The sequence below is a fragment of the Actinotalea endophytica genome (assembly GCF_025717005.1).
Classification (GTDB): Bacteria; Actinomycetota; Actinomycetes; order Actinomycetales; family Cellulomonadaceae; genus Actinotalea.
In genome coordinates, this window is sequence record NZ_JAOVZU010000009.1 from 23401 (window position 1) to 46813 (window position 23413).

The 23413-nt window shown below is 72.6% G+C and carries 21 protein-coding genes; 13 read left to right on the top strand and 8 right to left on the bottom strand.

Features of this window, described 5'->3' with window-relative positions; all coding sequences use genetic code 11:
* Window positions 1–40: 40 nt before the first annotated feature.
* Window positions 41–3244: a DUF3892 domain-containing protein gene (locus OEB99_RS15205; RefSeq protein WP_263578135.1), complete on the bottom strand. Its 3204-nt coding sequence runs from the start codon at window positions 3242–3244 to the stop codon at window positions 41–43.
* 327 nt (window positions 3245–3571) lie between these two features.
* Between OEB99_RS15205 and OEB99_RS15210 the strand changes: the two genes are divergently transcribed.
* A complete protein-coding gene (locus OEB99_RS15210; protein ID WP_263578136.1) occupies window positions 3572–4933 on the top strand; it encodes a hypothetical protein in 1362 nt (453 codons plus the stop codon).
* A 73-nt stretch (window positions 4934–5006) separates the two neighbouring features.
* Here OEB99_RS15210 and OEB99_RS15215 read toward each other — a convergent pair whose 3' ends face one another.
* The 3 genes from OEB99_RS15215 to OEB99_RS15225 all read right to left on the bottom strand — a co-directional run bounded on the left by OEB99_RS15215 (window position 5007) and on the right by OEB99_RS15225 (window position 8020).
* The gene (locus OEB99_RS15215; protein WP_263578137.1) at window positions 5007–5648 is read right to left on the bottom strand and encodes a DUF308 domain-containing protein; all 642 of its coding nucleotides are present in this window, start codon (window positions 5646–5648) and stop codon (window positions 5007–5009) included.
* Between the two features lie 49 nt (window positions 5649–5697).
* Window positions 5698–6993 carry a sugar phosphate isomerase/epimerase gene (locus tag OEB99_RS15220; RefSeq protein ID WP_263578138.1) on the bottom strand — a complete coding sequence of 432 codons (1296 nt, stop codon included), beginning with the start codon at window positions 6991–6993 and terminating at the stop codon, window positions 5698–5700.
* A gap of 88 nt (window positions 6994–7081) precedes the next feature.
* On the bottom strand, window positions 7082–8020 hold the full coding sequence (locus OEB99_RS15225) for a LysR family transcriptional regulator (protein WP_263578139.1): 939 nt from the start codon (window positions 8018–8020) through the stop codon (window positions 7082–7084).
* A gap of 116 nt (window positions 8021–8136) precedes the next feature.
* Here OEB99_RS15225 and OEB99_RS15230 point away from each other — a divergent pair, with 116 nt between their 5' ends.
* Entirely contained in the window at window positions 8137–8997 is an 861-nt protein-coding gene (locus OEB99_RS15230; RefSeq protein ID WP_263578140.1) for an aldo/keto reductase, read from the top strand.
* Window positions 8998–9033: 36 nt separating this feature from the next.
* Window positions 9034–9966 (top strand): aldo/keto reductase, encoded by a 933-nt coding sequence (locus tag OEB99_RS15235; protein ID WP_263578141.1) that lies wholly within the window; start codon window positions 9034–9036, stop codon window positions 9964–9966.
* A gap of 31 nt (window positions 9967–9997) precedes the next feature.
* Here the strand turns inward: OEB99_RS15235 and OEB99_RS15240 are convergent, their stop codons facing one another.
* Window positions 9998–10633, bottom strand: coding sequence for a hypothetical protein (locus tag OEB99_RS15240; RefSeq protein ID WP_263578142.1), 636 nt, complete (start codon window positions 10631–10633; stop codon window positions 9998–10000).
* 133 nt (window positions 10634–10766) lie between these two features.
* Window positions 10767–12449 (bottom strand): GGDEF domain-containing protein, encoded by a 1683-nt coding sequence (locus OEB99_RS15245; protein ID WP_263578143.1) that lies wholly within the window; start codon window positions 12447–12449, stop codon window positions 10767–10769.
* A 111-nt stretch (window positions 12450–12560) separates the two neighbouring features.
* On the opposite strand from OEB99_RS15245, the gene OEB99_RS15250 reads away from it, so the two are divergent.
* The 7 genes from OEB99_RS15250 to menC all read left to right on the top strand — a co-directional run bounded on the left by OEB99_RS15250 (window position 12561) and on the right by menC (window position 18482).
* Window positions 12561–12896, top strand: a complete 336-nt coding sequence (locus OEB99_RS15250; RefSeq protein ID WP_263578144.1) for an ArsR/SmtB family transcription factor — start codon at window positions 12561–12563, stop codon at window positions 12894–12896.
* Window positions 12893–13945 carry a permease gene (locus OEB99_RS15255; RefSeq protein WP_263578145.1) on the top strand — a complete coding sequence of 351 codons (1053 nt, stop codon included), beginning with the start codon at window positions 12893–12895 and terminating at the stop codon, window positions 13943–13945. The genes OEB99_RS15250 and OEB99_RS15255 overlap by 4 nt, the downstream gene beginning before the upstream one ends.
* Before the next feature lie 33 nt (window positions 13946–13978).
* Window positions 13979–14221, top strand: a complete 243-nt coding sequence (locus OEB99_RS15260) for a thioredoxin family protein (protein ID WP_263578146.1) — start codon at window positions 13979–13981, stop codon at window positions 14219–14221.
* Between the two features lie 22 nt (window positions 14222–14243).
* A complete protein-coding gene (locus tag OEB99_RS15265) occupies window positions 14244–15371 on the top strand; it encodes an SLAC1 family transporter (protein WP_263578147.1) in 1128 nt (375 codons plus the stop codon).
* A gap of 92 nt (window positions 15372–15463) precedes the next feature.
* The gene (locus tag OEB99_RS15270) at window positions 15464–16558 is read left to right on the top strand and encodes a M20/M25/M40 family metallo-hydrolase (RefSeq protein ID WP_263578148.1); all 1095 of its coding nucleotides are present in this window, start codon (window positions 15464–15466) and stop codon (window positions 16556–16558) included.
* A complete protein-coding gene (locus OEB99_RS15275) occupies window positions 16555–17379 on the top strand; it encodes a GNAT family N-acetyltransferase (RefSeq protein WP_263578149.1) in 825 nt (274 codons plus the stop codon). The genes OEB99_RS15270 and OEB99_RS15275 overlap by 4 nt, the downstream gene beginning before the upstream one ends.
* Complete coding sequence (gene menC, locus OEB99_RS15280; protein WP_263578150.1) at window positions 17376–18482, top strand: o-succinylbenzoate synthase; 1107 nt, start codon at window positions 17376–17378, stop codon at window positions 18480–18482. The genes OEB99_RS15275 and menC overlap by 4 nt, the downstream gene beginning before the upstream one ends.
* A gap of 117 nt (window positions 18483–18599) precedes the next feature.
* Here the strand turns inward: menC and OEB99_RS15285 are convergent, their stop codons facing one another.
* Both OEB99_RS15285 and OEB99_RS15290 read right to left on the bottom strand, forming a co-directional pair.
* Window positions 18600–19013: a hypothetical protein gene (locus OEB99_RS15285; protein WP_263578151.1), complete on the bottom strand. Its 414-nt coding sequence runs from the start codon at window positions 19011–19013 to the stop codon at window positions 18600–18602.
* Window positions 19014–19176: 163 nt separating this feature from the next.
* Window positions 19177–19968, bottom strand: a complete 792-nt coding sequence (locus OEB99_RS15290; RefSeq protein ID WP_263578152.1) for an IclR family transcriptional regulator — start codon at window positions 19966–19968, stop codon at window positions 19177–19179.
* Window positions 19969–20276: 308 nt separating this feature from the next.
* Here OEB99_RS15290 and OEB99_RS15295 point away from each other — a divergent pair, with 308 nt between their 5' ends.
* The 3 genes from OEB99_RS15295 to OEB99_RS15305 all read left to right on the top strand — a co-directional run bounded on the left by OEB99_RS15295 (window position 20277) and on the right by OEB99_RS15305 (window position 23375).
* Window positions 20277–21290 (top strand): LacI family DNA-binding transcriptional regulator, encoded by a 1014-nt coding sequence (locus tag OEB99_RS15295; protein ID WP_263578153.1) that lies wholly within the window; start codon window positions 20277–20279, stop codon window positions 21288–21290.
* A 222-nt stretch (window positions 21291–21512) separates the two neighbouring features.
* Complete coding sequence (locus tag OEB99_RS15300; protein ID WP_263578154.1) at window positions 21513–22448, top strand: carbohydrate ABC transporter permease; 936 nt, start codon at window positions 21513–21515, stop codon at window positions 22446–22448.
* A gap of 12 nt (window positions 22449–22460) precedes the next feature.
* Window positions 22461–23375, top strand: a complete 915-nt coding sequence (locus OEB99_RS15305) for a carbohydrate ABC transporter permease (protein ID WP_411910700.1) — start codon at window positions 22461–22463, stop codon at window positions 23373–23375.
* The last annotated feature ends 38 nt before the right edge of the window (window positions 23376–23413 follow it).

Below are 23413 nucleotides of genomic sequence, written 5' to 3' on the forward strand. Positions count from 1 at the left end.
GGAGACGGTCGGCTCGGAGTACGACGTGGCTGAGGGCGGCTCAGCTGAAGTACTCCGGGAGCGAGAGCAGGTTGTTGACCTCGGTGTCGTCGGCGACGGTCGCCACGTACTCCTGCGGGTGCACGGGGTCGGGCTGGTGCACCCGGACCTCGGCCATCCGGCCGTTCGACGCCCGCACGAAGACCTCCGTGCCGGCCTGGATCCGCCGGATGACCTCCTGCCTGGTGAAGTCGTACGTGCGCGAGCCCTCGACCAGGCGGAGCCGGACGATGCCGGGTCGCCGGATGCCGTGGAAGACCATGCTGCGGGCGACCGCCCGGAGCCGGACGAGGCCGGTCGGGTTCGTGATGTAGCAGCCGCGGCCGACCGTGCTGACGAAGAGCCGCCGGGTCTGCGGGTGGTAGCCGAAGCCGCTCACCGGCACGCGCGGCAGGTCGTGGCCGCCGATGCCGTCGTTGGCCGGGTACCAGGACGCGCCCCGGTTGTTGCTGCGGAAGACCCCGATGTCGGTCGCGACCCACAGGCAGCGCCGGTTCTCCGGGTCGATCCAGAGGTCCCGCAGCGGGATCACCGGGAGCGCCCCGGTCCCGGCGCCGACACAGGCAGCCCAGGTCGCGCCGCCGTCGAAGGACCGCCACAGCCGGTTCGCGCCGTTGGCGTAGCCGACGTAGACGACGTCCGCGTCGTACGGGTCGACCGCGAGGCACGTCGCGGCCTGCGCCGGTGGGGCGTTCGGTGCGGTGTAGGGCTTGGACCAGCTGGTCGACGTCCCACCGCCGGTGTGCCGCCAGACCTCGCCGTTCTCGGTGACGGCGTACACCCGGCTGGTGCTCGACGGCGCGATGGTGACGCGGACCGGAAGCTGGCTCAGGGTCGCCGAGCGGCTCCAGTTCACGCCGGCGTCGGTGCTGTAGAACAGGCCGTGCCGCGGTCCGTACGTGAGCTCGGTGCCCGCGGAGTTCTTCGCCTTCTCGGTGACCGTGGCGGCCCCGATCACCACGTTCGAGTTGCCCGGGCGCACCGCGACCTCGCGGAACCTGGCGGCGACGGTCGCGCGGTTCATCGCGGCCCACCACTCGGTCAGGCCGTTGCTCGGGTTGCTCCAGGTCTGGGCGCCGTCGGTCGACCGGCGTAGCTGGCCGCTGCCCGGGTTGATGAAGCACCGGTCGTTGTCGTTGGGGTCGACGACGAACATGCCCCACTCGTTGCCGCCGTGGGTGTCGCGCCAGTGGAACGCGGCGTCGGCCGCCACGATGCCCTGGTCCTGCGTGGCGCAGCCGACCATCGTGCCGTTCTGCTCACCCACGCCGATGCTCATCAGCTGAGCGGCCTGGGTGGCGCCGGCCCGCAGCTGCCACGTGCCGCCTCCGTCGGTCGTCCGGTAGACGCCACCGTCGGTGGCCACGAAGGCGACGGCGTCGTCGGTCGGGTGGAAGACCATCTGGTGGTGGTCGGAGTGCGTGCCCGACGTGGGGCTGAACGAGAAGCCGTTGATGCTGCGCTGCAGGTGCAGGCCGCCGATGAACATCCGCCGGTGGTCGCGCGGGTGCACGGCGACGAAGCTCGTCCACTCGTCGTAGCTGACGCCCTCGCTGCCGGCGAGCGCGAGCCAGTTCTCGCCGCCGTCCTCGGAGACCGCGGTGCGAGCGGAGTCGGGCCCGAACTTCGCGACGATCAGGTTCGAGCCGGCCGGGCCCTCGCGGCCGATGGCGAGGCGGACCCAGCCGAGGTCGTTGCCGGTCGGGAAGGGCTCGCTGAAGTTGACGATGATCGCGATCGTCACCAGGTCGCCGCCCACCGGAGTCCACGTCGTCCCGCCGTCCGACGAGCGGTAGACCTTGTCGTTCCAGATCCCGGCCACCAGCCGGTTCGGGTGGTCGTGCGCGATGACGATGTCGGTGGCGTGCCCGCCGAGCACGGTGGTCCACGTCGCGCCCCCGTCGGTCGAGCGGTGCACACCGGTCGTGCTCGCGACGAAGAGCCGGTTGTGGTTGCTCGGGTCCACGACGAGCCGCGAGCACGCCATCCCGACGGACGCCGCCGGTGCGCGCTGGGTCCAGGTGGTGCCCGAGTCGGTGGACCGGTAGACGCCGGCACCGCCGTAGGCCGGTCCGTAGCTCGGCGTGTCCTCACCGGTGGCCGCGTAGACCACGTTCGGTGCGCTCGGTGCGACAGCCACCGCGCCGATCGCGAGGCTCTCCTCGAAGACCCAGCTGGTGCGCCACGTCGCACCGCCGTCGGTGGTCTTCCACACGCCGCCGTTCGCGGCGCCGGCGTAGATGATGTTGCCGTTCGTGGGGTGCCCGGCGAGGGACTTGACCCGCCCGTTGATCGAGCCGGGGCCGAACGGGAACCACGGGCCCACCACGTCGTTGACCTGGTCGATCAGCGGCCACCATGTGCCGATGCTGCCGATCAGCCCGGCGTGGTCGACGAACGAGTCGATGCTCGAGGTGAGGATCAGGTCGATCAGTGACCACTGCGGGCTGGGTCGGGTCGGGACCTCGAGCCGGCGGCCGAGCACCCGGACCGCCCGGGCGCGTGCCCGCTCGGCGGCCCTGAGGTTCGTCATCCCGGCCACGGCGCTCGGGGTGTTCTCGAACCAGGACGCGAACAGGCGCTTGTCGCGCAGGTCGTCGGGGCGGGTGAAGATCCCCTCGGCCGCGGCCCGGCCCACCGCGCGGGCTGCGAACCCGGCGAGGGCGACCTTCTCCAGCGCAGCCGGGTCCTTCGGCAGCGCGACGGCGGCGTAGATGCCGTCCTCGTCGACCGCGCCGTGCAGGTAGCCGCGATCGCTCCAGGCCGAGCCGGGGACCAGCTGCCACTGGCCGGTCTCGTCGTCGAACCGTGCCAGGCGCGCCGTGGCCGGGTCGAGGTCGGTGCCGGACCGCGGGACGATCTTGACGACGGCGTCCGCTGCGTCGGCGGGCAGGCTTACCCGCACGGCGGCGGTCAGGAAGGATGACGCGGGCTCGTCGCCGGGGAGGTCGGTCTCGGTCGCCCGGCCACCGCGTCCGGCACCGACCAGGGACGCGACCCCGCGGGGGACCGCGCCGCCGGGGTCGTGCGGCTCCCGTACCCGGCGCCGCAGACCCTCGGCGTGCTCCAGGGCGGCCGACCGGAGCCGGGTCATCTCCTCGATCGTCGCGGCGTCCGCTGTCGCGCCCGACCCGAGGAACCACTCGGCCTTGCGGCCCATGTCCTCCCAGCCCTCGACGCCTTCGGGAACCTGGATCTCGGCCATCACGTGCCTCCCGGGTGGGGCTCGCGTACCTCATGGGTGGTGTCGAGCGGCGTGCGTTGCGCGCGGCGCAGGCGTGGGGGAGCCCGGGGCGTGGTGCAGGGTGCCGGACTCCTTTGTCCCGTCCCGCATCGTCACAGTTCCACCGTCATGAGTGACCGTCAACCCTTGTCACAGCCCGCTCGGCGCCTTGGCGGGCGCCGTGCACGATCCCGCGGATGCCTGTCGAGCAAAGCCCGGCGATCGGCGGGACAAAGGACTGTGCGATCGCTCCGAACGGTGCGACGATGCGACCGATCGAGTGCTCGGCGCGTCGCGGGATGGAGTCCCATGACGATCGTGGTTCGCGAGCGGGCGACGCGGTCCTTCGCCGGTCGCCGGGCGGTGCGCGCGCTCCGGGTCGGAACGGGGGCCGCCCTCCAGGTCCTGGCGGTCGTGGTCTCGGCGCCCGCCGCGGTGCTCACGTTGTGGTTCCTGGCGGCCCTCGGGGAGCGGGTCGCCGGCTCGGAGGGCGAGCCGGAGTGGGGTGCGCTCGAGTGGGGGCCGCTGCTCGAGGGGTGGCTCCTGTCGCTCGCACTCCTGGTCTCGGCACGGATCGTCGGACGGCGGCTGTCCCGTACGCCGCGCGGGATGGTGCTGTGGTTGCGCCGCTTCCGGCACCGCGACGCCACCGGGGCTGTCGCCTCGGCGCTCGCGACGATCGGACCGACCTGGCGGGTGGTGACGCTCGACGACGCGTCGACGGAGCCGGTCGGCCTCACCGGCGGACTGCGTGCCGCGAACGTGACGCTGACCGTTGCCGCACGGGTCGGCCGTGCGGTCGGTCTCGTCGGCAGGGCGCTCCTCGGTCTCCTCGAGGTGCTCGGGAGGATCGCTCCCTGGGTGCTCACGGCCGCCGTCGGGTGGGTCTGGTACACGGAGGGGGTCGACGGGCTCGGGAACCTCGCCGAGGAGGCGTTCGGCCCCAGCTTCCCGAGCGGCCTCGCGGCGCGTCTCATCTGGGTGGCCTTCCGCGTGCTCGCCGCCCTGCTGGTCGCCGCCGGTGTCGTTGCCGCCGTGATCACCCTGATCCTTCCGTTGAGCACCGTGCTCATGTCGGCCGACGCCTTCGGCGAGAGCCTCTCGAAGGCCGAGTCCGCCAAGACCCGCTCCGTCGACTCGGTCGACGATGCCGTGGCCGCAGCGGCGTCGGCCGCGACGACGAGCCGGCACGCGCTCGCACCCGAGCTGAGCGTCCTGACGGTGAAGGACTCCGTGTGGCGGGAGACCGTCACGCAGCTCGCGCGCCGCGCCGACGCCGTGCTCATCGACGTGTCCGTGATCACCGAGAACCTGCTCTGGGAGGTCCACCAGGCGCTCACGGCGCCGAAGCAGTCGGTCGTCCTCGTCGGGCGCCGCGACAGCGTGGCCACCCTCGCGACCCCGACCTCGCCGGCGCCGCTCGACCCGGCTTCGGCGCTGAACCTGGGCCGGATGCGCGAGCTCCTCGACGGGCGGGAGATCCTCACCTACACGGCCGGCCTGCGGGGCAGGCGCCGGTTCCGGACGATGCTCTACGCCGAGCTGGAGAGCCTGCGGGTCCGGAGGGCCGAGGGTGGGCTGCGATCGACCCTGGTCCTGTCGACGGCCGTGGTGGTGCTCGCGAGCGCCGCCATGCTCACGTACCGCCTCGTCCTGGGCGTGCTGGGGTGACCGGTGACGCCGCAGCACCGCGCACGAGCTCAACGCCCGTCACCCGATTGACCAACCTGCCGGGTCAGTACAGCTAGAGGACCCGGCCCTCGATCACGTCCGGACCGCCGTCATCCCCGCCGGGTCGGCCGCCCGGGGTGGTCATCTGGTTCACGAACCGGTTGACCCGGCTGCGTACGACGAAGCCTCCGACGACGGCGATCACGCCGATGGCGAGCAGGGCGGCACCGAGCACGACGGCGATCCCGGCGAGTCCCGCCGCCGGCTCCAGCAGGAACACCACGCCGAGCACGAGCTGGGCGAGCGCGAGCACCACCAGCGCACCTCGGCTGCGCTGCGTGCGGCCCGAGACGAGGACGGCGGCGTCCCCCGCGGCGCCGATCAGCAGGCCGATCCCGATGGCCCAGCCGAGCACGGAGGTGGAGCCCGAGACGTTGGCGAGCGCGGCGATGCCCGCGACGGCGAGCGCGGCCCCGGTGAGCACGGTGAGGGCTCGGCGCCGGGCCGTCCAGACGGACATCGCCAGGCCCAGGCCCAGCCGGGCGATGCCGGTGATCAGCAGCCACAGCGCGAGGACGACGGTCAGCAGCGTGACGGTCGCGTCGGGGGCGGCGAGCACCAGTCCGCCCGTGCCGGCGACGAGCACGCCGACCACGATGAGCGGCAGCCAGGTGATCGCTGCGGCGGAGCGCAGTGCGGCGGCGTCAGAGGTCACGCGTCGAGCCTAGGCGCGGTTGCCCGCCCGCGCCCGGACGGTCACCTGCTCAGAGGTGCTTCTCCAGCTCACGGAACATCGCGTGCTGGCGGCGCACCTGGACGATCCCCCGGTACGGGTCGCGCGGGCCCTCGTACTCGCTCGAGAGATAGCCCGTGTAGCCGTGCTCGGTGAGCACCCGGAGCACCTCGGGCCACGGGATGTTCTGGTCGACCAGGTTCTCGTCGACGTCGTAGAACTTCGCCTGGATGAACACGACGTGCTCGAGGATGTCGATCAGGTCGCTCGGCGGGACCTTGAGCGCGCGGAGCGGGACCGGGATGTCCTCCTCGTCGTCGCCGAGCCGTGAGTCGAGCTCCTGGATCGCGGGTCTCGTCATGAAGATCCCGGTGTCGATCAGCAGCCCGAAGTTCTTCGTGCCGGTCCGCTCGATGAAGGCGAGGTAGTCGTCGACCACCGGGTGCCTGATCGGTGTCGGTGCGTGGATCTCCGGGCAGATGACGATGTTCTTCTCGGCGGCCAGGTCGAGGGTGCGCTCGACCGCCTCGTCCCAGATCGGGTGCGGGACCAGGTCCTGCGAGACGACGCCGATCTTGGGCCGGACGAACGAGAAGCCCAGCTCGGCGGCCAGCCGGACGTCCCGGGCGAGCGCCTCATGGCCCTCCTGGGCGGTGAGGTCGCGGTGCAGCCACATCCGGCTGTCGATCCACGAGCCGTAGTTCGTCGGCGTGAGGGAGTACTTCTCGAGCAGGGCCTTCCAGGTGTCGATCCACGCCGCCGACGGGTTCGGGTAGCCGGGGATGTTGCCCTCGCCGAGGATCTCGATGCCGGTCGCGCCGAGGTCGTGGATCTCGGCCATGGCGTCCTCGAGCGTGAGCAGCGTGCCCATGTCGCCCGTGAAGCTGTAGAGCGAGACGCCGTGGCGGAGCGGCGACGACGTCGCGGGTCCGAGGAGGGTCAGGCTGCGTTCCGCGTGGAAGACGCCCGGCTGGAACTCGATCGGGATGTAGGGCGCGCGGAGGCGGATGTCGACCGCCACGGCGTGCACGCCCGGCGCCAGGCCTCCGGTCAGCGGGACCTTGACGACCATGGGCTCGTCGAGGGCCCATCGGACGTCGGTCGACGTGCGCAGCTCGGTGAGCGTCATCTCGCGGCCCTGCAGGACGACGCTGGTCTGCTCGTGGTCCCAGGTCCGCCCGTCGACGGCGACGGCGACGCCGTCGACCAGCGAGCCCGACAGCCCCCGGTAGTTGGGGTTGCGGACGAGCAGCTCGAAGCCGGTGACCAGGCCGTCGCTGACCGTGTTGGTGAACCCGCGGTTCTGGATGATGTCCCTGTTCAGCATGGCGCTTCCTTCCCCCGGACGGAGATCACCTTACGGCAAGAAATGCCATAAGGAGCGGGGTGAAGCGCACGGATTCGACAGTTCGTACTCAGCTGCGCGCGGTCGCCGCGTCCAGGTCGAGACGGGTCGGGCCCGCGCCCCCGCAGGTCGGCGGGTCGGCGAGCAGCTCGAGGAGGTATGGCGCGGGGGAACCGCTCCGGTCCCAGGGGGCGGCGACCGCCGAGACGAGCCACTCGGGCGCACCCTGGTCGGGCAGGGGGACCGTGACGAGCCGGGTCGCCTGAGGCTTCCAGGAGACGTGTCGGGGCGCCACTGCGATGCCGAGGCCGCGGTCCACGAGCTCGAGCAGCGTGTGCACGTCGTTGACGCTCATTCCCACGTGCCGGTGGACCCCGGCAGCGGCGAACGCCGCGTCGTTGAGCGGCCGTAGGGCCCAGGAGTCGTGGAAGTCGATGAACGTCTCGCTCGCCAGGTCGCGCAGGCCGAGCCGGGACCGCTCGGCCAGCGGGTGCTCGGGTGGCAGGAACGCGACGAGCGGCTCGCGGCCGAGCTCGGTCGTGATCAGGCCACCGAGATGGTCCTTGGTCGCGACCAGGGCGACGTCCAGGTCGTTGCTCCGCACCAGGCTCACCAGCGTGTGCGAGCCGTCCTGGGTGAACTCGATCGCGACCTGCGGGAACCGGCGCCGGAAGCGCTCGAGCAGGGCGCCGACGTCGACGACGCCCAGGCACTGCTCGGCACCGATCCGCAGCGTCCCGGACAGCTCGCGTGACGCCTGCACCACGGCGTCGCGTGCGGCGGTGGCCTGCTCGAGCATCGCGCGGGCGTGCGGGAGCAGTGCCCGCCCGGCCTCGGTCGGCTCGACGTGCCGGGTGGTCCGGGTGAACAGCGAGGTGCCCAGCTCGCTCTCGAGGCTCCGGATGGCAGCGGACAGACCGGACTGGGAGACGCCGGCGAGGGCTGCGGCCCGGGTGAAGTGCCGCTCCTCGGAGAGCGCGACCAGGTACTCCATCTGCCGCAGGTCCATTGATCGCCTCTGCTTCTGTGTCTTATCGGAAACAGTTGTTGGACTTATAGATTACCGCTGCCTAGGCTCGCCGCGGAACCCGGGGACCCGGGTCCGACACCGATGAGAGGGCAACGATGCTGCAGCGCCGCCTGGGCGACCGGACCGTGTCGGCGATCGGCCTCGGCGGCATGCCGATGTCGATCGAGGGACGGCCGGACGAGGACCGATCGATCGCGACCATCCACGCGGCGCTCGACGCCGGGGTGACCCTGATCGACACCGCGGACGCGTACCACCTGCTCGCGGGCGAGGTCGGCCACAACGAGGAGCTGATCGCCCGCGCGCTGCGCAGCTACGGCGCGGACGCCTCCGAGGTGCTCGTCGCGACGAAGGGCGGCCACCTGCGCCCCGGAGACGGCACCTGGACCCAGAACGGCGACCCGGCCTACCTCAAGCAGGCCGCGAAGGAGTCGGCCACCCGGCTCGGCGTCGAGGCGATCGGCCTCTACCAGTTCCACCGGCCCGACCCGCGGGTGCCGTACGCCGACTCGATCGGTGCGCTGGTGGAGCTGCTCGAGGAGGGCGTCATCGTGCGGGCGGGGATCTCCAACGCGAACGTCGAGCAGATCGACCTCGCCGACCGGCTGCTCGACGGGCGCCTGGTCTCGGTGCAGAACCAGTTCTCCCCGCGGTTCCGCTCGAGTCTCGGCGAGCTCGAGCACTGCGCGAGCAAGGGCATCGCCTTCCTGCCGTGGAGCCCGCTCGGCGGCATCGCGCGGTCGGGCGAGCTCGCCGCCAACCACGAGGCGTTCGCCCGGGTGGCCGAGGCCCACGGCGTGAGCGTCTACCAGGTCACGTTGGCCTGGGAGCTCGCGCTCGCGCCCGTGGTGATCCCGATCCCCGGGGCCAGCCGTCCCGAGTCGGTCCGCGACTCGCTCGGCGCGGCCGACCTCGCGCTGTCCGCCGACGAGATCGCCCTGCTGTCCCAGGCCTGAACCGACCGTCCGACCAACTCTCGAGGAGCACCACCCATGCGTCGCGTGCCACTGTCCACCACCGGGGTGACCGTCCCCAACGTCGTCCTCGGTCTGATGCGCATCCAGGAGATGTCGGACCGGGAGGTGCAGACCCTGGTCGGCACCGCCCTGGACCACGGGATCGACTTCTTCGACCACGCCGACGTGTACGGCTCGTCGCTGCACGGCTGCGAGCGGCGGTTCGCCGAGGCGATGCGCTGGACCCCCGCCCAGCGCGAGCAGGTCGTCCTGCAGTCGAAGGCGGGCATCGTTCCCGACGGCCCGTACTTCGACTTCTCGGCCGAGCACCTCAAGGAGGCGGTCGACGGCTCGCTCGCTGCGCTCGGCACCGACTACCTGGACATCCTGCTGCTGCACCGGCCCGACGCCCTGGTCGAGCCGGAGGAGGTCGCCGAGGCGTTCGACGAGCTGCACGCCGCCGGCAAGGTCCGGGCGTTCGGTGTCTCCAACCACACGCCCGGCCAGATCGACCTGCTGCGCAAGTACGTGCGCCAGCCGCTCGTGGCGAACCAGCTCCAGCTGTCGATCACGCACGCCCCGCTGGTCGCGCACGGCGTCGCGGCGAACATGGACGCGCTCGACCAGTCGGTCAGCCGGGACAACGGCACGCTCGACTACTGCCGCCTGCACGACCTCACGGTCCAGGCGTGGTCACCCCTCCAGGCGGGCTTCTTCACCGGGACGTTCCTCGGTTCCCCGGACCACCCGGAGCTCAACGAGGTCATCGACCGGTTGGCCGCTGCGTACGACGTGACGCCGCTCGCGATCGCGGTCGCCTGGATCACCCGCCATCCGGCCCGGATGCAGGTGGTCCTCGGCACGACGACCCCGCAGCGCGTCGCCGACGCCGCGGCCGGGTCCGACGTCGAGCTGACCAAGGCCGAGTGGTACGAGCTGTTCCGCGCCGCGGGGTACCGGGTGCCGTGACAGTGGGGCCACGGCACCCGGGCCGGGATCGTCAGGGCATCGTCCCGCGGCCGTGGCCACCGCCGAACCCGCCCGTGCCCCGCATGCCGCCCATCCGCTGACCGCCCAGGCCGATCGGGTCGCCGGCCTGGTGGGCGGCGAGGATCGCGTCGGCCTCGGACTGGGTCAGGGTGCCCGCCGCGACCCGCTCCGCCAGGAGGTCCTCCAGCGCTGCGGTCCGCTCGGCCTGGCGGTCGTCGTCGAACGACTGCAGCGCCGCGAGGACGTCGGCCTCGTCGACGCCGAGCGCGTCGGCCAGGGAGGCGGCCTCTGCGGCCTGGCGCTCGGCCAGGGCGTCGTCGGTCAGGTCCCGGCCACGCACGGTCACCGGGTTCTCGGCGTGGAACGCGACCAGGGCCGCGGTCACGTCGTCGGCGGCGACGCCGAGCTTCTCGGCGAGGTAGTCGGCCACCGCGCTCGCGCCGTACCGGCCGGTCGTGCCGTCGGCCGACGCCCAGCCGCCCCGCATGCCTGCCCCGACGCCGGCGCCGAGGCTCGCTCCGCACCACGCCGTGGTGTCGTCGTCGGCGGTGGTGTCCGCCGCGGCGGCGCTCGCGGTGCCCAGCACGCCGGCGATGACGACCGCGCCGGCCGCCAGGCCCGCGCCGATCTTGGTTCGCGCCCTCATCGTGTTCCTCCGTGGTTCTCGTCCGACTGTGTGGTTCCAGCCTCACGACCTCGGATGAGGGCGGTGCCGCGTCGACCGTGAAGCTTTCATGAAGCCCGCGGCGTGCCGGGCGGCACGCCGCGGTCGGGTCGCCTCAGGCGCGGGTCGGGCTGCGCTGCTCGTCGGCCGCGACCACCAGGTTGCGGCCGCGGCGCTTGGCCTCGTAGAGCGAGGCGTCGGCCTGCGCATGCAGCAGGTCGGCGTCCGCGCTCGGCCCGACGGCCACGCCGACCGACACGGTGATCCGGCCACCGGGCCCGCCGGACGTCCCGGCCAGGTCGCTGGCGGCGACCGTCGCGCGGATCCGCTCCGCGGCGTCGTGGGCCCGTGTCCGGTCCGCTCCGGGCAGCAGAACCGCGAACTCCTCGCCGCCGTAGCGGTAGACGACGTCCTCGCGGCGTACGCAGTCGGTGAGCAGGATCGCCAGCCGGCGCAGCAGCGCGTCGCCCGCCACGTGGCCGTGCGTGTCGTTGTACGCCTTGAAGTGGTCCACGTCGAGCATCAGGAAGCCGACCGAGCTGTGCGTCCCGTCCTGGCTCGCCGCGGCGACGTCGCGATCCAGCCGGCGGCGGTTCGCGAGCTCGGTCAGACCGTCGGTCAGGGACAGCTCGGCGAGCTCGTGGTGGTGCTCGACCGTCGAACGCGTCGCGGCGACGATGGGTGCGAGCCGCTCGAGCCGGGTGCGCGCAGGGGCGTCGAACGACCTGCCGGCGTCGCGACGCGCGACCAGCACGCCGGAGACCTGCCCGCCGCCGGTCACCGCGACGGCCAGCAGGGCCGACGGAGGCTCACCCTCGCGCCACGGGGCTGTGGTGGTGCGGCTCTGGGCGGTGTCGGTCACCTGCTCGAGCAGGGCGGTGGCCCGGGCCGTCAGCGGCACCTCGGACGGCGCCGTGTCGGTGACGTGATCCTGGCCCGGGCCGCCGAGCCACGCGGCGCGGTCGGCGCCGGTGAGCCGGCACACCTCGGCGAGGACGACCGCGCAGAGCTGGTCCCGGTCGGTGACCCCGGCCAGGCGACGGCCCGCGTCGAGCGCCGACTCGGCGTCGGCCGTGGCGGAGCGCCGGCGCCGGAGCAGGACGACGGCGCCCCCGGCCAGCGCGAGGGCCAGCCCGGCGGCCCCGCCGATCAGCGCCGTCGCCAGCGGGCCGGGCGACGCGTCCGGTGCGCCGGCCAGCGGCACCCTCCCCGGGAGGTCGGTGGCCGTGGCGTTCGGCCGCACGTCGGGGCTCGGTGCCGGGCCGGTGTCGACCGCCTCGGGCGAGAGGATGCCCGGGTCCGGAGCGAGCGGGTCGGCGGCGGCGAGCGTCTCGAGGTCGTCGAGCGCGCCGACCCAGTCCGGCGCGGCCAGGGCGATCGTCTCGCCGGCCGCGACGGCGTCGAGCGTCGCCTGGGGCAGGGGGGACAGGGCCCGCGCGGTCTGGTCGCCGAGCGCGACGCCGTCCGCACGCAGTCGCCGCAGCGCCTCCGCGCCCTGCTTGTCCGCGGCCTGGAGCCACGCGTGCAGCCCGGCGGTGTCGAGCCCGTCGAGGTAGGAGGCGTACTCGTCGTGGATTCTCGCGAGCCGGGGTGGGACCACGGCGAAGGCGTCGACCTCGACGAGCACGAGCACCTCGCTCTGCAGCGCGACGATCGCGTCCTCGAGGTCCGTGACGACCTGGTCCTGGTCGGTGCCGGCTGCGGGAGCGGCGACGGCGGTCCCGGCCGCGGTCCAGAGCGTGGCGAGCACGACGAACCCCGCGGCGGCGGTACGCAGGGCTCGGAGCGCGACTGTCACGTGCCGTCCATCGGCACTCCGAACGGGTGACATGAGGGTTACCTCATCTGCGTCCGAGGAGTGACATAGGTCCCGCGGCGCAGCGGGCCGATCGGGGCTAACGTTTCGATCGTGGCTGAATCAATCAGGCTTGAATCGAGCCCGGAGCGGCGGTCGGCGACCCAGGAGGCGGCGCTCGAGCTCCTCACCGCGGTGGCCGACCCGGTCCGGTGGGCCGTCCTCGAACGGCTCGGCGACGGGACGCGGTGCGTGTGCGACCTGCGCGCCCAGGTCCCGGTGGCGGCCAACCTCCTGAGCTACCACCTGAAGGTGCTGCGGGACGCGGGCCTGGTGACCACGGCCCGTCGTGGGCGCTGGGTGGACTACACGCTCGCCCCGGACGCCCAGGAGCGGCTCACCGCGGCCCTGCCCACCGTCGGGGCGATCCGCGTCGAGGTGGCCTCGTGAGCGTGACCGAACGGGTCGCGGCGCACCCCGGCCTGCGGCGGTGGTCCTGGGTGGTCGGTGCGGCCGTGGTCTGGGTCGCCGCCTACTGGGCCAACCCGTACCTGTGGGACTGGCTGCTCTTCGACGTCCTCGCCCTCGACCCCGACTCCCGGCTCGGCTCGGGCGTCCACTTCTTCTTCTACGACACCGTCAAGATCGGCCTGCTGCTCACCGGGATCATCTTCGCGGTCACGGTCCTGCGCTCGTTCATGTCGGTCGAGCGCACCCGCACAATCCTCGGTGGCAAGCGCGAGGGCGTCGGCAACGTCGTCGCCGCCGGGCTCGGCGTCGTGACACCGTTCTGCTCGTGCTCGGCCGTCCCGGCATTCATCGGCTTCGTCGCCGCCGGGGTGCCGATCGGCGTGACCATGAGCTTCCTGATCGCCTCGCCGATGGTCAACGAGGTCGCGATCGCCCTGCTGCTCGGTCTGTTCGGGCTCGGCCCGACCCTGCTGTACATCGGTGCGGGCCTGACCGTCGCGATCGTCGGGGGCATGGTCCTCGGCCGGCTGCACGCCGAGCGCTGGGTCGAGCCGTTCGTGTTCGAGACCCGGCTGCGCGGCAAGGTGATCGACCCCGCGATCGGCCTGACCTGGGACGACCGGCTCCAGATGGGGCGCGAGGAGGTCGTCACGATCCTGCGCAAGATCTGGCCGTACCTGCTGGTCGGCATCGGCCTCGGCGCGGTCATCCACGGGTGGGCGCCCGAGGACCTGTTCGCGCGGTACGCCGGCGCGGGCAACCCGCTGGCGGTCCCGGTCGCGGTGCTCATCGGGGTGCCGCTGTACTCCAACGCCGCCGGCGTCCTGCCGCTGGTCGAGGCCCTGCACGACAAGGGCCTGCCGATGGGCACCCTGCTCGCCTTCATGATGGCCGTCGTCGCGCTGTCGCTGCCCGAGATGATCCTGCTGCGCCGGGTCCTGAAGCCCCGCCTGATCGCCACCTTCATCGGAGTCGTCGCCGCCGGCATCCTCGCCGTCGGCTACCTGTTCAACGCCGTCCTGGCCTGACCTACCCGCACCACCCACCAAGGAGAGACACCCGTGAACATCAAGATCCTCGGCTCCGGCTGCGCCAACTGCGTCAACCTCGAGCGCGCCGCCCGAGAGGCTGCCGCCGAGCTGGGCCTGGACGCCGAGTTCGAGAAGGTCACCGACTACGGCGACATCGCGGCCTACGGCGTGATGCGCACCCCGGGCCTCGTGGTCGACGAGCAGGTGGTGCTGTCCGGCCGGGTGCCGACCGCTGCGCAGGTCAAGGAGCTCCTCGCGCCGCTCGCCGGCTGAACCGATCAGAGTCGAGGACGCCGTGTCCGAGCACGTCGACATCGAACGACCGTCCGGCTCCGTCGAGCCGTCACCAGCACTCGCGGCCTCGCGGCTGCGGGACCTGCACCCCGGCTGGCTCGCCGCGGCGATGGGCACGGCGATCCTCGCCGTGGCCACCGACGCCAACCCGGGTGGTGTCGCAGGCCTCGCCCCGGCCGCGCACGCCGTCGGCGCCGTGCTCGCGGTGGCCGCGTACGCCATCGGAGCGATGCTGCTGATCGCGTACGCCGCCCGTTGGGTCCGGCACACCCCGGCAGCCCTGGCGGACCTGCGGCACCCGGTGCTCGGCGGACTGCACGCGACGCTGCCCGGCGCGATCCTCGTGCTGGCCGTGATGACCGCGGCCCTGGGCGAGCGGCTGATGCCTGCCGGTACGGTCACGGCGGTCGTCGCGGTGCTCGCGGTGGTGGGCACGACCCTGGCGTTGGTCTTCGGTGTCGCGTTCGGCTACTCGCTGTTCACCGGTGACGCCCCCGCGGGAGCGGTCAACGGCGGGTGGTTCATCCCGCCCGTCGTGACGGTCATCGTGCCGATGGCGCTGACCCCGCTGATGACTCACGTGAGCCCCGGGGCGGCGCCGCTGCTGCTGTTCATCGGGTACGCGTGCCTCGGCCTGGGCTTCATGCTCTTCCTGCTGGTGCTCGGGATGCTGCACGACCGGCTGGTCCTGCACCCGCTGCCACCGGCCCAGCTGGCACCCTCGCTGTGGATCGCACTCGGCCCGATCGGGGTCAGTGCTCTGGTGCCGATGAACCTGGCCCGAGCGGGACAGATGGTCTTCGGCGACAACGCCGGGGCCGTGATCACGGTGAGCCAGATCTTCGCCACGGCGATCTGGGGCTTCGGCCTGTGGTGGTTGGCGATCGTCGTCGCGCTGCTCGTGCGCTACCTGCGCACCGGCCCGGTGCCGTTCCACATCGGCTGGTGGGGCTTCGTGTTCCCGCTGGGCGCGTTCACCGTGGCCACCATCACCCTGGCTCGCGTCTGGCAGCTGCCCGCGGTCGACGGGTTCGGCGCGCTGCTGTACCTCGGTCTGGTCGCCGCGTGGGTCGTCGCGGCCACGAGGACGGTCGCCTCGATCCGGTCGGGGCAGGTCTGGCGGCGCTGACGGCGTCGGCCTCACGTCGCGGACACCTCGGCGGGCAGGGCTCTGCACGCCCTAGGCTCGACGAGCCCCCACCGACGGATCCCGGAGGAGCCGTGCCCGAGACCTCTCCCGATCTTGAGGTGATGCTGGGCGACCTGCGGGCGCTCGTCGAGACCGAGGCGTCGTCGGACGACGACGCGGCCCTCGCGCGATCGGCCGAGGTCGTGGCCGAGCTGGGGGAACGGCGGCTGGGGGTGGCTCCCGAGCGGGTCCACGGCCCCGGCCACCACCTGCTCTGGCGGTTCGGCGGCGAGCCGCGGGTCCTCGTGCTCGCCCATCACGACACGGTGTGGCCCACCGGGTCCTGGGAGCGGCTCTGGGCGCTCGAGGACGGGCGGGCCAGCGGGCCCGGCGTGTTCGACATGAAGGCCGGGCTGGTCATGGCGCTGCACGCGGTCGGCGGCCTGGCCGACCGGTCCGGGGTCGAGCTGCTGGTGACGTCCGACGAGGAGGTCGGCAGCCCGACCGGACGCGCGATCGTCCAGGAGCGGGCGGCGGCGTGCGGGTCGGTCCTCGTGCTCGAGCCGAGCGCCGACGGCGGCGCCGTCAAGGTCGCACGGGCGGGTGTCGCGAGGTTCCACGTCGACGTCGAGGGGCGGGCCGCCCACGCGGGCCTGGAGCCGGAGAAGGGCGTGAACGCGGGCGTCGAGCTCGCGCACCAGCTCCTCGCCGTGGCCGGGCTCGACATCCCGGACGCGCAGATCACGCCGACCGTCGTGCAGGCCGGGACCGCGGGGAACACCGTGCCCGCCTCGGCCTCCCTCACCGTCGACGTGCGGGTGCGCACGCTCGTGGCGGATGCGGCGGTCGAGGCGGCGTTCGCCGGTCTCCGGGCCGTGCTGCCGGAGGCCGGCGTCAGCGTGCGGCGCTCGGTGAACAGCCCGCCGCTGGAGGCCGCGGCCACCGCGGAGCTGCTCGCCCTCGCGCGCGAGGTCGCCGCGGAGCTCGGGCTCGCCGAGCTCTCGACCGCGACGGTCGCCGGCGCCTCGGACGGGAACCTCGCGGCCGCGGTCGGCGCGCGCGTGCTCGACGGGCTCGGCGGCGTCGGGGGCGGCGCGCATGCGGCCGGGGAGTGGATCGACACCACCCAGCTCGTGCCACGCACCCTGCTGGTCCGCGGGCTGCTCGAACGGCTGGTGGCCGGATGACCGCCCACGAGGAGGCGCAGGCCGCCGCGACGCGCGCCGGCGTGGTGATCCGGCACGCGGACAGCCCCGAGGCGTGCCGGACGGCGACCGCGATCATCGACGAGATCTGGCCGCTGGACAGCGGCAGCCTGGTGGACCCGAACCTGCTCCGGGCACTTCAGCACTCGGGCAGCTACGTCGCACTCGCCGAGGCCGAGGGCGAACCGGTCGGGGTGTGCCTGGGCTTCTTCTCCAGCCCGCCCGACGTCCACCTCCACTCGCACATCGCGGCGGTCCTGCCCGGGTCGGCGCTGCGCGGAGTGGGCTACGCGATGAAGCTGGACCAGCGCGCGTGGGCGCTGGACCGCGGGGTGACCGCGATCGAGTGGACCTACGACCCGCTGGTCCGCCGCAACGCGTGGTTCAACCTGCGCCGGCTCGGCGGCCGGGTCGCGGACTACCTGGTGGACTTCTACGGGCAGATGAGCGACGGCCGGAACCGCGACTTCGGCTCCGACCGGGTGCTCGTGCACTGGGACCTGACCGCGCCGCTCCCGGTGTCTCAGCCGGACGGGGAGCCTGGCGGGCCGGTCGACGAGATTCTCGAGGAGAGCTCCGACGGCCGGCCGATCGTGCTCGGCGCGCCCGCCGCGGACCGGTCGGCGACGGTCGCGGTGCCCGCGGACATCGAGGAGCTGCGTGCCACCGAGCCCGACATCGCCCGGGCCTGGCGCCCGGCGGTGCGCGAGACGTTGGGGGCGGCCGTGATGGCCGGGACCCACACGATCGGCGTCGACGACGCCGGGCGCTACCTGCTCAGGCACCGGGAGGACGCCGGATGAGGATCGACCGGATCGAGCTGCGGACGCTGAACCTGCCGATCGTCACGCCGTTCACCACGTCGTTCGGGACGCAGACCGTGCGTGAGGTGATGATGGTCCACGTCCAGGGGCCTGACGTGGACGGGTGGGGCGAGTGCGTCACGCTCGCCGAGCCGATCTACTCCCCGGAGTACACGGCGGGCGCCCGCGAGGTCATCCGGCGATGGCTGGGGCCGATGCTGCTCTCCGCCGAGGTGCGCACGGCGCGGGACGTCGCCCCCGCGCTCGAGCACGTCGTGGGGCACCGGATGGCGAAAGGTGCCCTCGAGATGGCGGTGCTGGACGCCGAGCTGCGCGCCCAGGGCCGGTCGTTCGCCGAGCACCTCGGGGTGCAGGTCGACCGGGTCCCGTCGGGCGTCTCGGTCGGCATCGTGGACTCGGTGCCCGAGCTGGTCGAGGTCGTCGGGGACTACCTCGAGCAGGGCTACGTGCGGATCAAGCTCAAGATCAAGCCGGGCTGGGACCTCGAACCGGTGCGCGCGGTGCGCGAGGCGTACGGCGACATCCCGCTCCAGGTCGATGCGAACACCGCGTACACGCTCGGCGACGCCGCGCACCTGGCCAGGCTCGACGAGTTCGACCTGCTGCTCATCGAGCAGCCGCTCGGCGAGGAGGACCTGCGCCAGCACGCCGAGCTGGCCCGACGGATCGCGACCCCGGTGTGCCTGGACGAGTCCGTGGTGTCGGCGCAGGCCGCGGCCGACGCGATCGCGCTCGGCGCGGCCGAGGTGATCAACATCAAGCCGGGCCGGGTCGGCGGGTACCTCGAGGCCGTCCGGATCCACGACCTCGCGCGGGCCCACGGCGTCCCGGTGTGGTGCGGCGGGATGCTCGAGACCGGCGTGGGCCGCGCGGCGAACGCGGCACTCGCGGGCCTGCCGGGTTTCAGCCTGGTCGGCGACATCTCGGCGTCCGACCGGTTCTACGCGCGGGACATCACCGAGCCGCTGCGGCTCCAGGACGGGCACATCGCGATCCCGGCCGGGCCCGGCTTCGGCGTCGAGGTGGTCCCCGACGCCCTGGAGGCGTTCACGGTCGACGTCGCCGAGGTGCTGCCGGCCTGATCCGGGGCGGTTGCCGGGTGCTCGCGGTCCCTTCGGCGCCACCCGGAAGGTGAGCCTCGTCCACCAGGGTCAACGCTCGCGGCACGCCACGCGGCGGGCCGTGCACCGCCTGCCGGGTCAGGCGGTGGCCGCCACTGTTTCGAGCAGCACCGTGAGGTCGGCCTCGGCGTCCTGACCTGCGACGACGGCGGGTGTGCCGGCCTCGGTGGCCACGTCGGTGATGTCGGTGCCGTCGCCGGTCACCGGCAGCACGACGATCCCCGAGACGCCGAGGGCCATCAAGGACCAGGCCTGCCGCTGCTGGTCGACCTGGGTGTCGGCGGGCAGCGTGACCACCTGGAGCCCGTCGTCCAGCGCCGCGGCCTGCAGCGCGGCGGCGTACTCGGCGGCGCCCTCGCTCTGGGCCGGCAGCACGACGCCGATCCGGTGCGGGACCGTCGCCGCCGAGGGGTCGAGCGCGGCCCCTGCGCCGGTCGCGCCCCCGGTGAGCAGCACTGCTCCGAGTGCGGTCGCGACGAGCGTCCTGTTCATGGTGTCCTCCGTGGTGCGGGCGCGGCGGAGCCGTGCTGGTGGGTGGTCGGGGTGCGGGCGCGGCGGAGCCGTGCGGGTGGTCGGGTTCGGGCGCGGCGGAGCCGCGAGGGCGGTGGGTGGTGCGCACTGCGGCCGGGGCCGCCGTCGGGAGGCCGGGCGAGGTTCAGCCGGTCTCGCCGGCGCTCGTCTCGCCCAGGGCGGCCGATAGTCGGTCCGCAGTACTGACGACCTGCGCGGCGAGCTCGGCGGTTGCGCCGAGCGCCCGCTGGACCGGCAGGCCGATCCCGAGGCAGCCGACGGCATCGCCGCCGTGCCCCTCGAACACCGGGGCCGAGATGCCGTACCCGCCGGTGTGGTTCTCCTCGTCGTCCACGGCGTAGCCCTGCTCGCGGACCGCGGCCAGGTGCGCGCGCAGCGCCTCGGGGTCGGTGATGGTCCGCTCGGTGCGGGCCGGCAGCACCTCCGGGACGGGTGCGAGCTCCCAGGCGAGCAGGCATTTGCCGACGGACGTCGAGTGCAGCGGCAGGTGCCGGCCCTTCTCGAGGACGACTCGCAGCGACTGCGCGGTCTCGTAGGCGTCGATCACCAGTGCCGAGTCGCCGGAGGCGACCGCGACGTGCGCGCACTCGCCGGTCAGCTCGACGAGCTTCTGCAGGTACGGCGAGGCGAGCTCGCGGAAGCGCTGCTGGGCCTCGGTCAGGCCGAACCGCGAGCGCAGCGCCGGGCCCAGGCGGTAGCCCCGGCGCGTCCCTGCCGGGAGCACGGCGAAGCCGTTGTCCGCGAGCGTGCGCAGCAGACGCGACGCGGTCGACTTGTGCACGCCCAGCTCGTACGCGACCTCGTTCACGGCGAGCCCCTTGTGGCGCAGCGCAGGGTCGGACTCGACCTCGATCAGCAGCCGGATGATCGTGAGGCCACGCTGCAGGGAGTCCCGCCCTGCCCCGCGCTCCGCCATCACTGCCTCGCTCCGCCGGTCGGTCGTCTACGGCTGTGACGCTACGGGGGAGCTGGTCCCCGGGCCAAGGATCGAGGTGCCGATCGTTGCGCCAAGAGCAACCCAGGCGTATCGGGGAAGCCGTGCGTTGCGCTCGGCGCAATGACGACGGTTCTCGGAGCGAGTGCGGCGCGCAGTCGCCAGGGTCGTCGCCTCGACGGCCGTGCCGACCTGGGTCCGCCACCCGCGCCGGCTTCCGCCCGGGGCCGACGGCATCGGGTCCGCTAGCCTCCGACCATGCAGCCGGAGCGTCGCGACCAGGTCGAGCCGTGACCGCGCGGCGCGCTCAGCGGCCGGTGGTCCGGATCCGCGACGTCGCGCAGGACGCGGGCGTCTCGCCGCAGACGGTCTCGAACGTGCTCAACGACCAGGGCCGGTTCACCGAGGAGACCCGGGCCCGGGTGCTCGCCTCGGTGGAGCGCACCGGGTACCGGCCGAACCGTGCGGCCAGGCAGCTGCGGACCCGGCGCTCGCGGCTGATCGGCCTGCACCTGCCGGCCGCGCAGCTGAGCGTGAGCAACACCTTCTCGATCGCCTTCGTGCGCGAGGTGATCGAGGCGGTGCGCCGGGTCGACCACCAGCTCGTCGTGCTGACCACGCCGGTGGACTCGCCGGACCTCGACGCCGAGCTGCTGGCTCCCGGCGTGGACGGCTACGTCCTGTTCAACGTCGGTCTGGACGACCCGCGGCCTCGCGTGCTCGTGGACGCCGGGGTGCCGTACGCGCTCTTCGGGCGCGCGCTGGACCCGGACATCCAGGGGTGGATCGACATCGACAACGCCGCGGCGATGACGCCGCTGGTCGACCATCTGGTGGAGCGGGGCTACCGGACGTTCGGCTACGTCACCTACGACGACGACGCGTACTGGACCCAGGAGCGGTGGGAGGGCGCCACGGCCCGGCTCGCGCACCACGGCCTCGCGATCGACCCCCGCTGGTTGCTGCGCGGGACCGAGGCCGAGATCCGGGAGAACGTCGCGCCGGTGCTGCTCGGCCCGGACCGGCCGGAGGCGATCATCTGCGAGTCGGACGCGCTGGCCGAGATCGTCCACGTGATGGCGACCAGGCAGGGCCTGCTACCGGGCCGGGACGTCGCGATCACGGGCTTCGACGCGGTGCCGATGCGGTTCGAGCTCGAGCCGAGCCTGACCTCGGTCGCGATCCCGGTCCGTGAGGTGGCGGACGCCGTGGTGCGGCAGGTGCTCGACGAGGTCGACGGTGCTGCGGCGCCGACCGCGGGCACCTTCCTGCCCACCCGGTTGGCCGTCGGCGGGAGCACCTGAGGTCACGGATCGGCCACGTCGTCGAGTCCGGGGGTTGACGCATCCGTAGGGCGCGTGCGACCGTAGTGCTCGCGTGGTTGATCGTTACATCACGATCCGACCGCAGGATGCCCGGCCCCGGCGTCACCACCCAGACCAAGCCGTCAGGGCATCCGGCCTTCTCGTGATTGATCGTTACATCAGAGATCGAACCTGCACGACGTGGTGAAGGAGAAAACCCCGATGAGCGCTCAGGCGACGGTCGAGCTGCCGAGGTCGGTGGCCCAGCGGGCCCCGCGACGAGGCAGGCGGCGCCGTTCGGAGCTGTGGTTCGCGCTGGCGATGATCGCCCCCGCGGGTCTCGGCTTCCTCGTGTTCTACCTCTACCCGACGATCCGCGGCTTCTACCTCTCCCTGACCGAGTACTCGCTGCTCGGCAGCCCGACCTACGTCGGGACGGAGAACTTCCAGGCGATCGCGCACGACGAGGTGTTCTGGACCTCGCTGCGGGTGACGATCCTCTACGTCCTGATCAACATCGTCTCCCAGACGGTGCTCGCGATCGGGCTCGGGGTGCTCATGCACCGCCTGACCAAGTCCGCGCTGATCCGGGGCAGCCTCCTGCTGCCGTACCTGATCGCGAACGTCGTCGTCGCGCTGCTGTGGTTCTGGCTGCTCGACTACCACATCGGGATCGTCAACGCGGCGCTGGACTCGCTCGGCCTGACCAAGGTGGCCTTCTTCGGCAGCAGCACGTGGGCGATCCCGACGATCGCACTGGTGAACACCTGGCGCCACATGGGCTACACGGCCCTGCTGATCTTCGCCGGCATGCAGACCATCCCGAAGAGCGTCTACGAGGCCGCGGCCGTCGACGGCGCGAGCGAGTGGCGGATGTTCTGGAAGATCACGATGCCGCTGCTGCGGCCCATCCTCGTGCTCGTCCTGGTGATCACGGTCACCGGCTCGTTCCAGGTCTTCGACACCGTCGCGGTGACCACCAACGGCGGGCCCGGGAACGCGTCGCGCGTGCTGCAGCTCTACATCTTCGACCAGGCGTTCGGACGCTCCCACTTCGGGTACGCGTCGGCGCTGTCGGTCGTGCTCTTCGTGATCCTCATCGGCGTCGCGTTCGCACAGATGCGACTCATGCGCGCCGGCGAGTCGGACCTGGACTGAGGGGTGGCACGCATGGCAACGACGATGGACGTTCAGCTCCGGCGCCCGAGGTCTCGGGTCAAGGTCGGCCGCATCGCAGCCTGGGCGCTGCTGGTCCTCATGATCCTCGTGACGGTCCTGCCGTTCCTGTGGATGCTGCGGACCGCCCTGTCGAACAACCGGGCGCTCGCCGCGAACTCGTTCTCGCTGCTCCCGGCGGACTTCACGCTCGGGCCGTTCAAGCGGGTCCTCGGCCTCGCGACACCCGAGGAGGCGCTCGCCGAGGGCGGGTCCGGAGCCTCGCTCAACTTCTGGCTCTACCTGCGCAACTCGACGATCGTCGCGCTCGGTGTGACGACCGGGCAGCTCATCTTCTCCTCGATGGCCGCGTACGCGTTCTCGCGGCTGCGGTGGCGCGGGCGTGACGTCGTGTTCTTCGTGTTCCTCTCCGCGCTCATGGTGCCGCCGATCTTCACCTCGCTGCCGAACTTCCTGACGGTCAAGTCGCTCGGTCTGCTCAACACGCTGCCGGGCATCATGCTGCCGACGCTGTTCATGACGCCCTTCGCGGTGTTCTTCATGCGGCAGTTCTTCCTCGGGATCCCACGTGAGATCGACGAGGCCGCCATGATCGACGGCGCGCGGCCCTTCCGGATCTTCTTCCGGATCATCCTGCCGATGTCGGCGGCGCCGGTGACCACGCTCGGGCTGCTCACGTTCATCACGGTCTGGAACGACTACTTCTGGCCGCTGCTCGTCGGCCGCACCGACGGGTCGCGCGTGCTGACCGTCGCGCTCGGCGTGTTCCGCTCCCAGACACCTCAGGGATCCCCCGACTGGGCCGGCCTGATGGCCGCCTCCCTCATCGCGGCACTCCCGATCGTGCTGCTGTTCATCGCCTTCGGGAAGCGGGTCGTGAACTCGATCGGCTTCTCCGGGATCAAGTGAGGCCTCGTCCTACCCGGACCGCCTCGTCCGCACCTTCA

What these genes read in the sequence shown, in the direction of transcription:
- OEB99_RS15205 (WP_263578135.1), bottom strand. Translation starts at nt 3,244, where the DNA reads ATGGCCGAGATCCAGGTTCCCGAAGGCGTCGAGGGCTGGGAGGACATG.
- OEB99_RS15210 (WP_263578136.1), top strand. Translation starts at nt 3,572, where the DNA reads ATGACGATCGTGGTTCGCGAGCGGGCGACGCGGTCCTTCGCCGGTCGC.
- OEB99_RS15220 (WP_263578138.1), bottom strand. Translation starts at nt 6,993, where the DNA reads ATGCTGAACAGGGACATCATCCAGAACCGCGGGTTCACCAACACGGTC.
- OEB99_RS15225 (WP_263578139.1), bottom strand. Translation starts at nt 8,020, where the DNA reads ATGGACCTGCGGCAGATGGAGTACCTGGTCGCGCTCTCCGAGGAGCGG.
- OEB99_RS15230 (WP_263578140.1), top strand. Translation starts at nt 8,137, where the DNA reads ATGCTGCAGCGCCGCCTGGGCGACCGGACCGTGTCGGCGATCGGCCTC.
- OEB99_RS15235 (WP_263578141.1), top strand. Translation starts at nt 9,034, where the DNA reads ATGCGTCGCGTGCCACTGTCCACCACCGGGGTGACCGTCCCCAACGTC.
- OEB99_RS15240 (WP_263578142.1), bottom strand. Translation starts at nt 10,633, where the DNA reads ATGAGGGCGCGAACCAAGATCGGCGCGGGCCTGGCGGCCGGCGCGGTC.
- OEB99_RS15275 (WP_263578149.1), top strand. Translation starts at nt 16,555, where the DNA reads ATGACCGCCCACGAGGAGGCGCAGGCCGCCGCGACGCGCGCCGGCGTG.
- menC (WP_263578150.1), top strand. Translation starts at nt 17,376, where the DNA reads ATGAGGATCGACCGGATCGAGCTGCGGACGCTGAACCTGCCGATCGTC.
- OEB99_RS15285 (WP_263578151.1), bottom strand. Translation starts at nt 19,013, where the DNA reads ATGAACAGGACGCTCGTCGCGACCGCACTCGGAGCAGTGCTGCTCACC.
- OEB99_RS15290 (WP_263578152.1), bottom strand. Translation starts at nt 19,968, where the DNA reads ATGGCGGAGCGCGGGGCAGGGCGGGACTCCCTGCAGCGTGGCCTCACG.
- OEB99_RS15300 (WP_263578154.1), top strand. Translation starts at nt 21,513, where the DNA reads ATGAGCGCTCAGGCGACGGTCGAGCTGCCGAGGTCGGTGGCCCAGCGG.
- OEB99_RS15305 (WP_411910700.1), top strand. Translation starts at nt 22,461, where the DNA reads ATGGCAACGACGATGGACGTTCAGCTCCGGCGCCCGAGGTCTCGGGTC.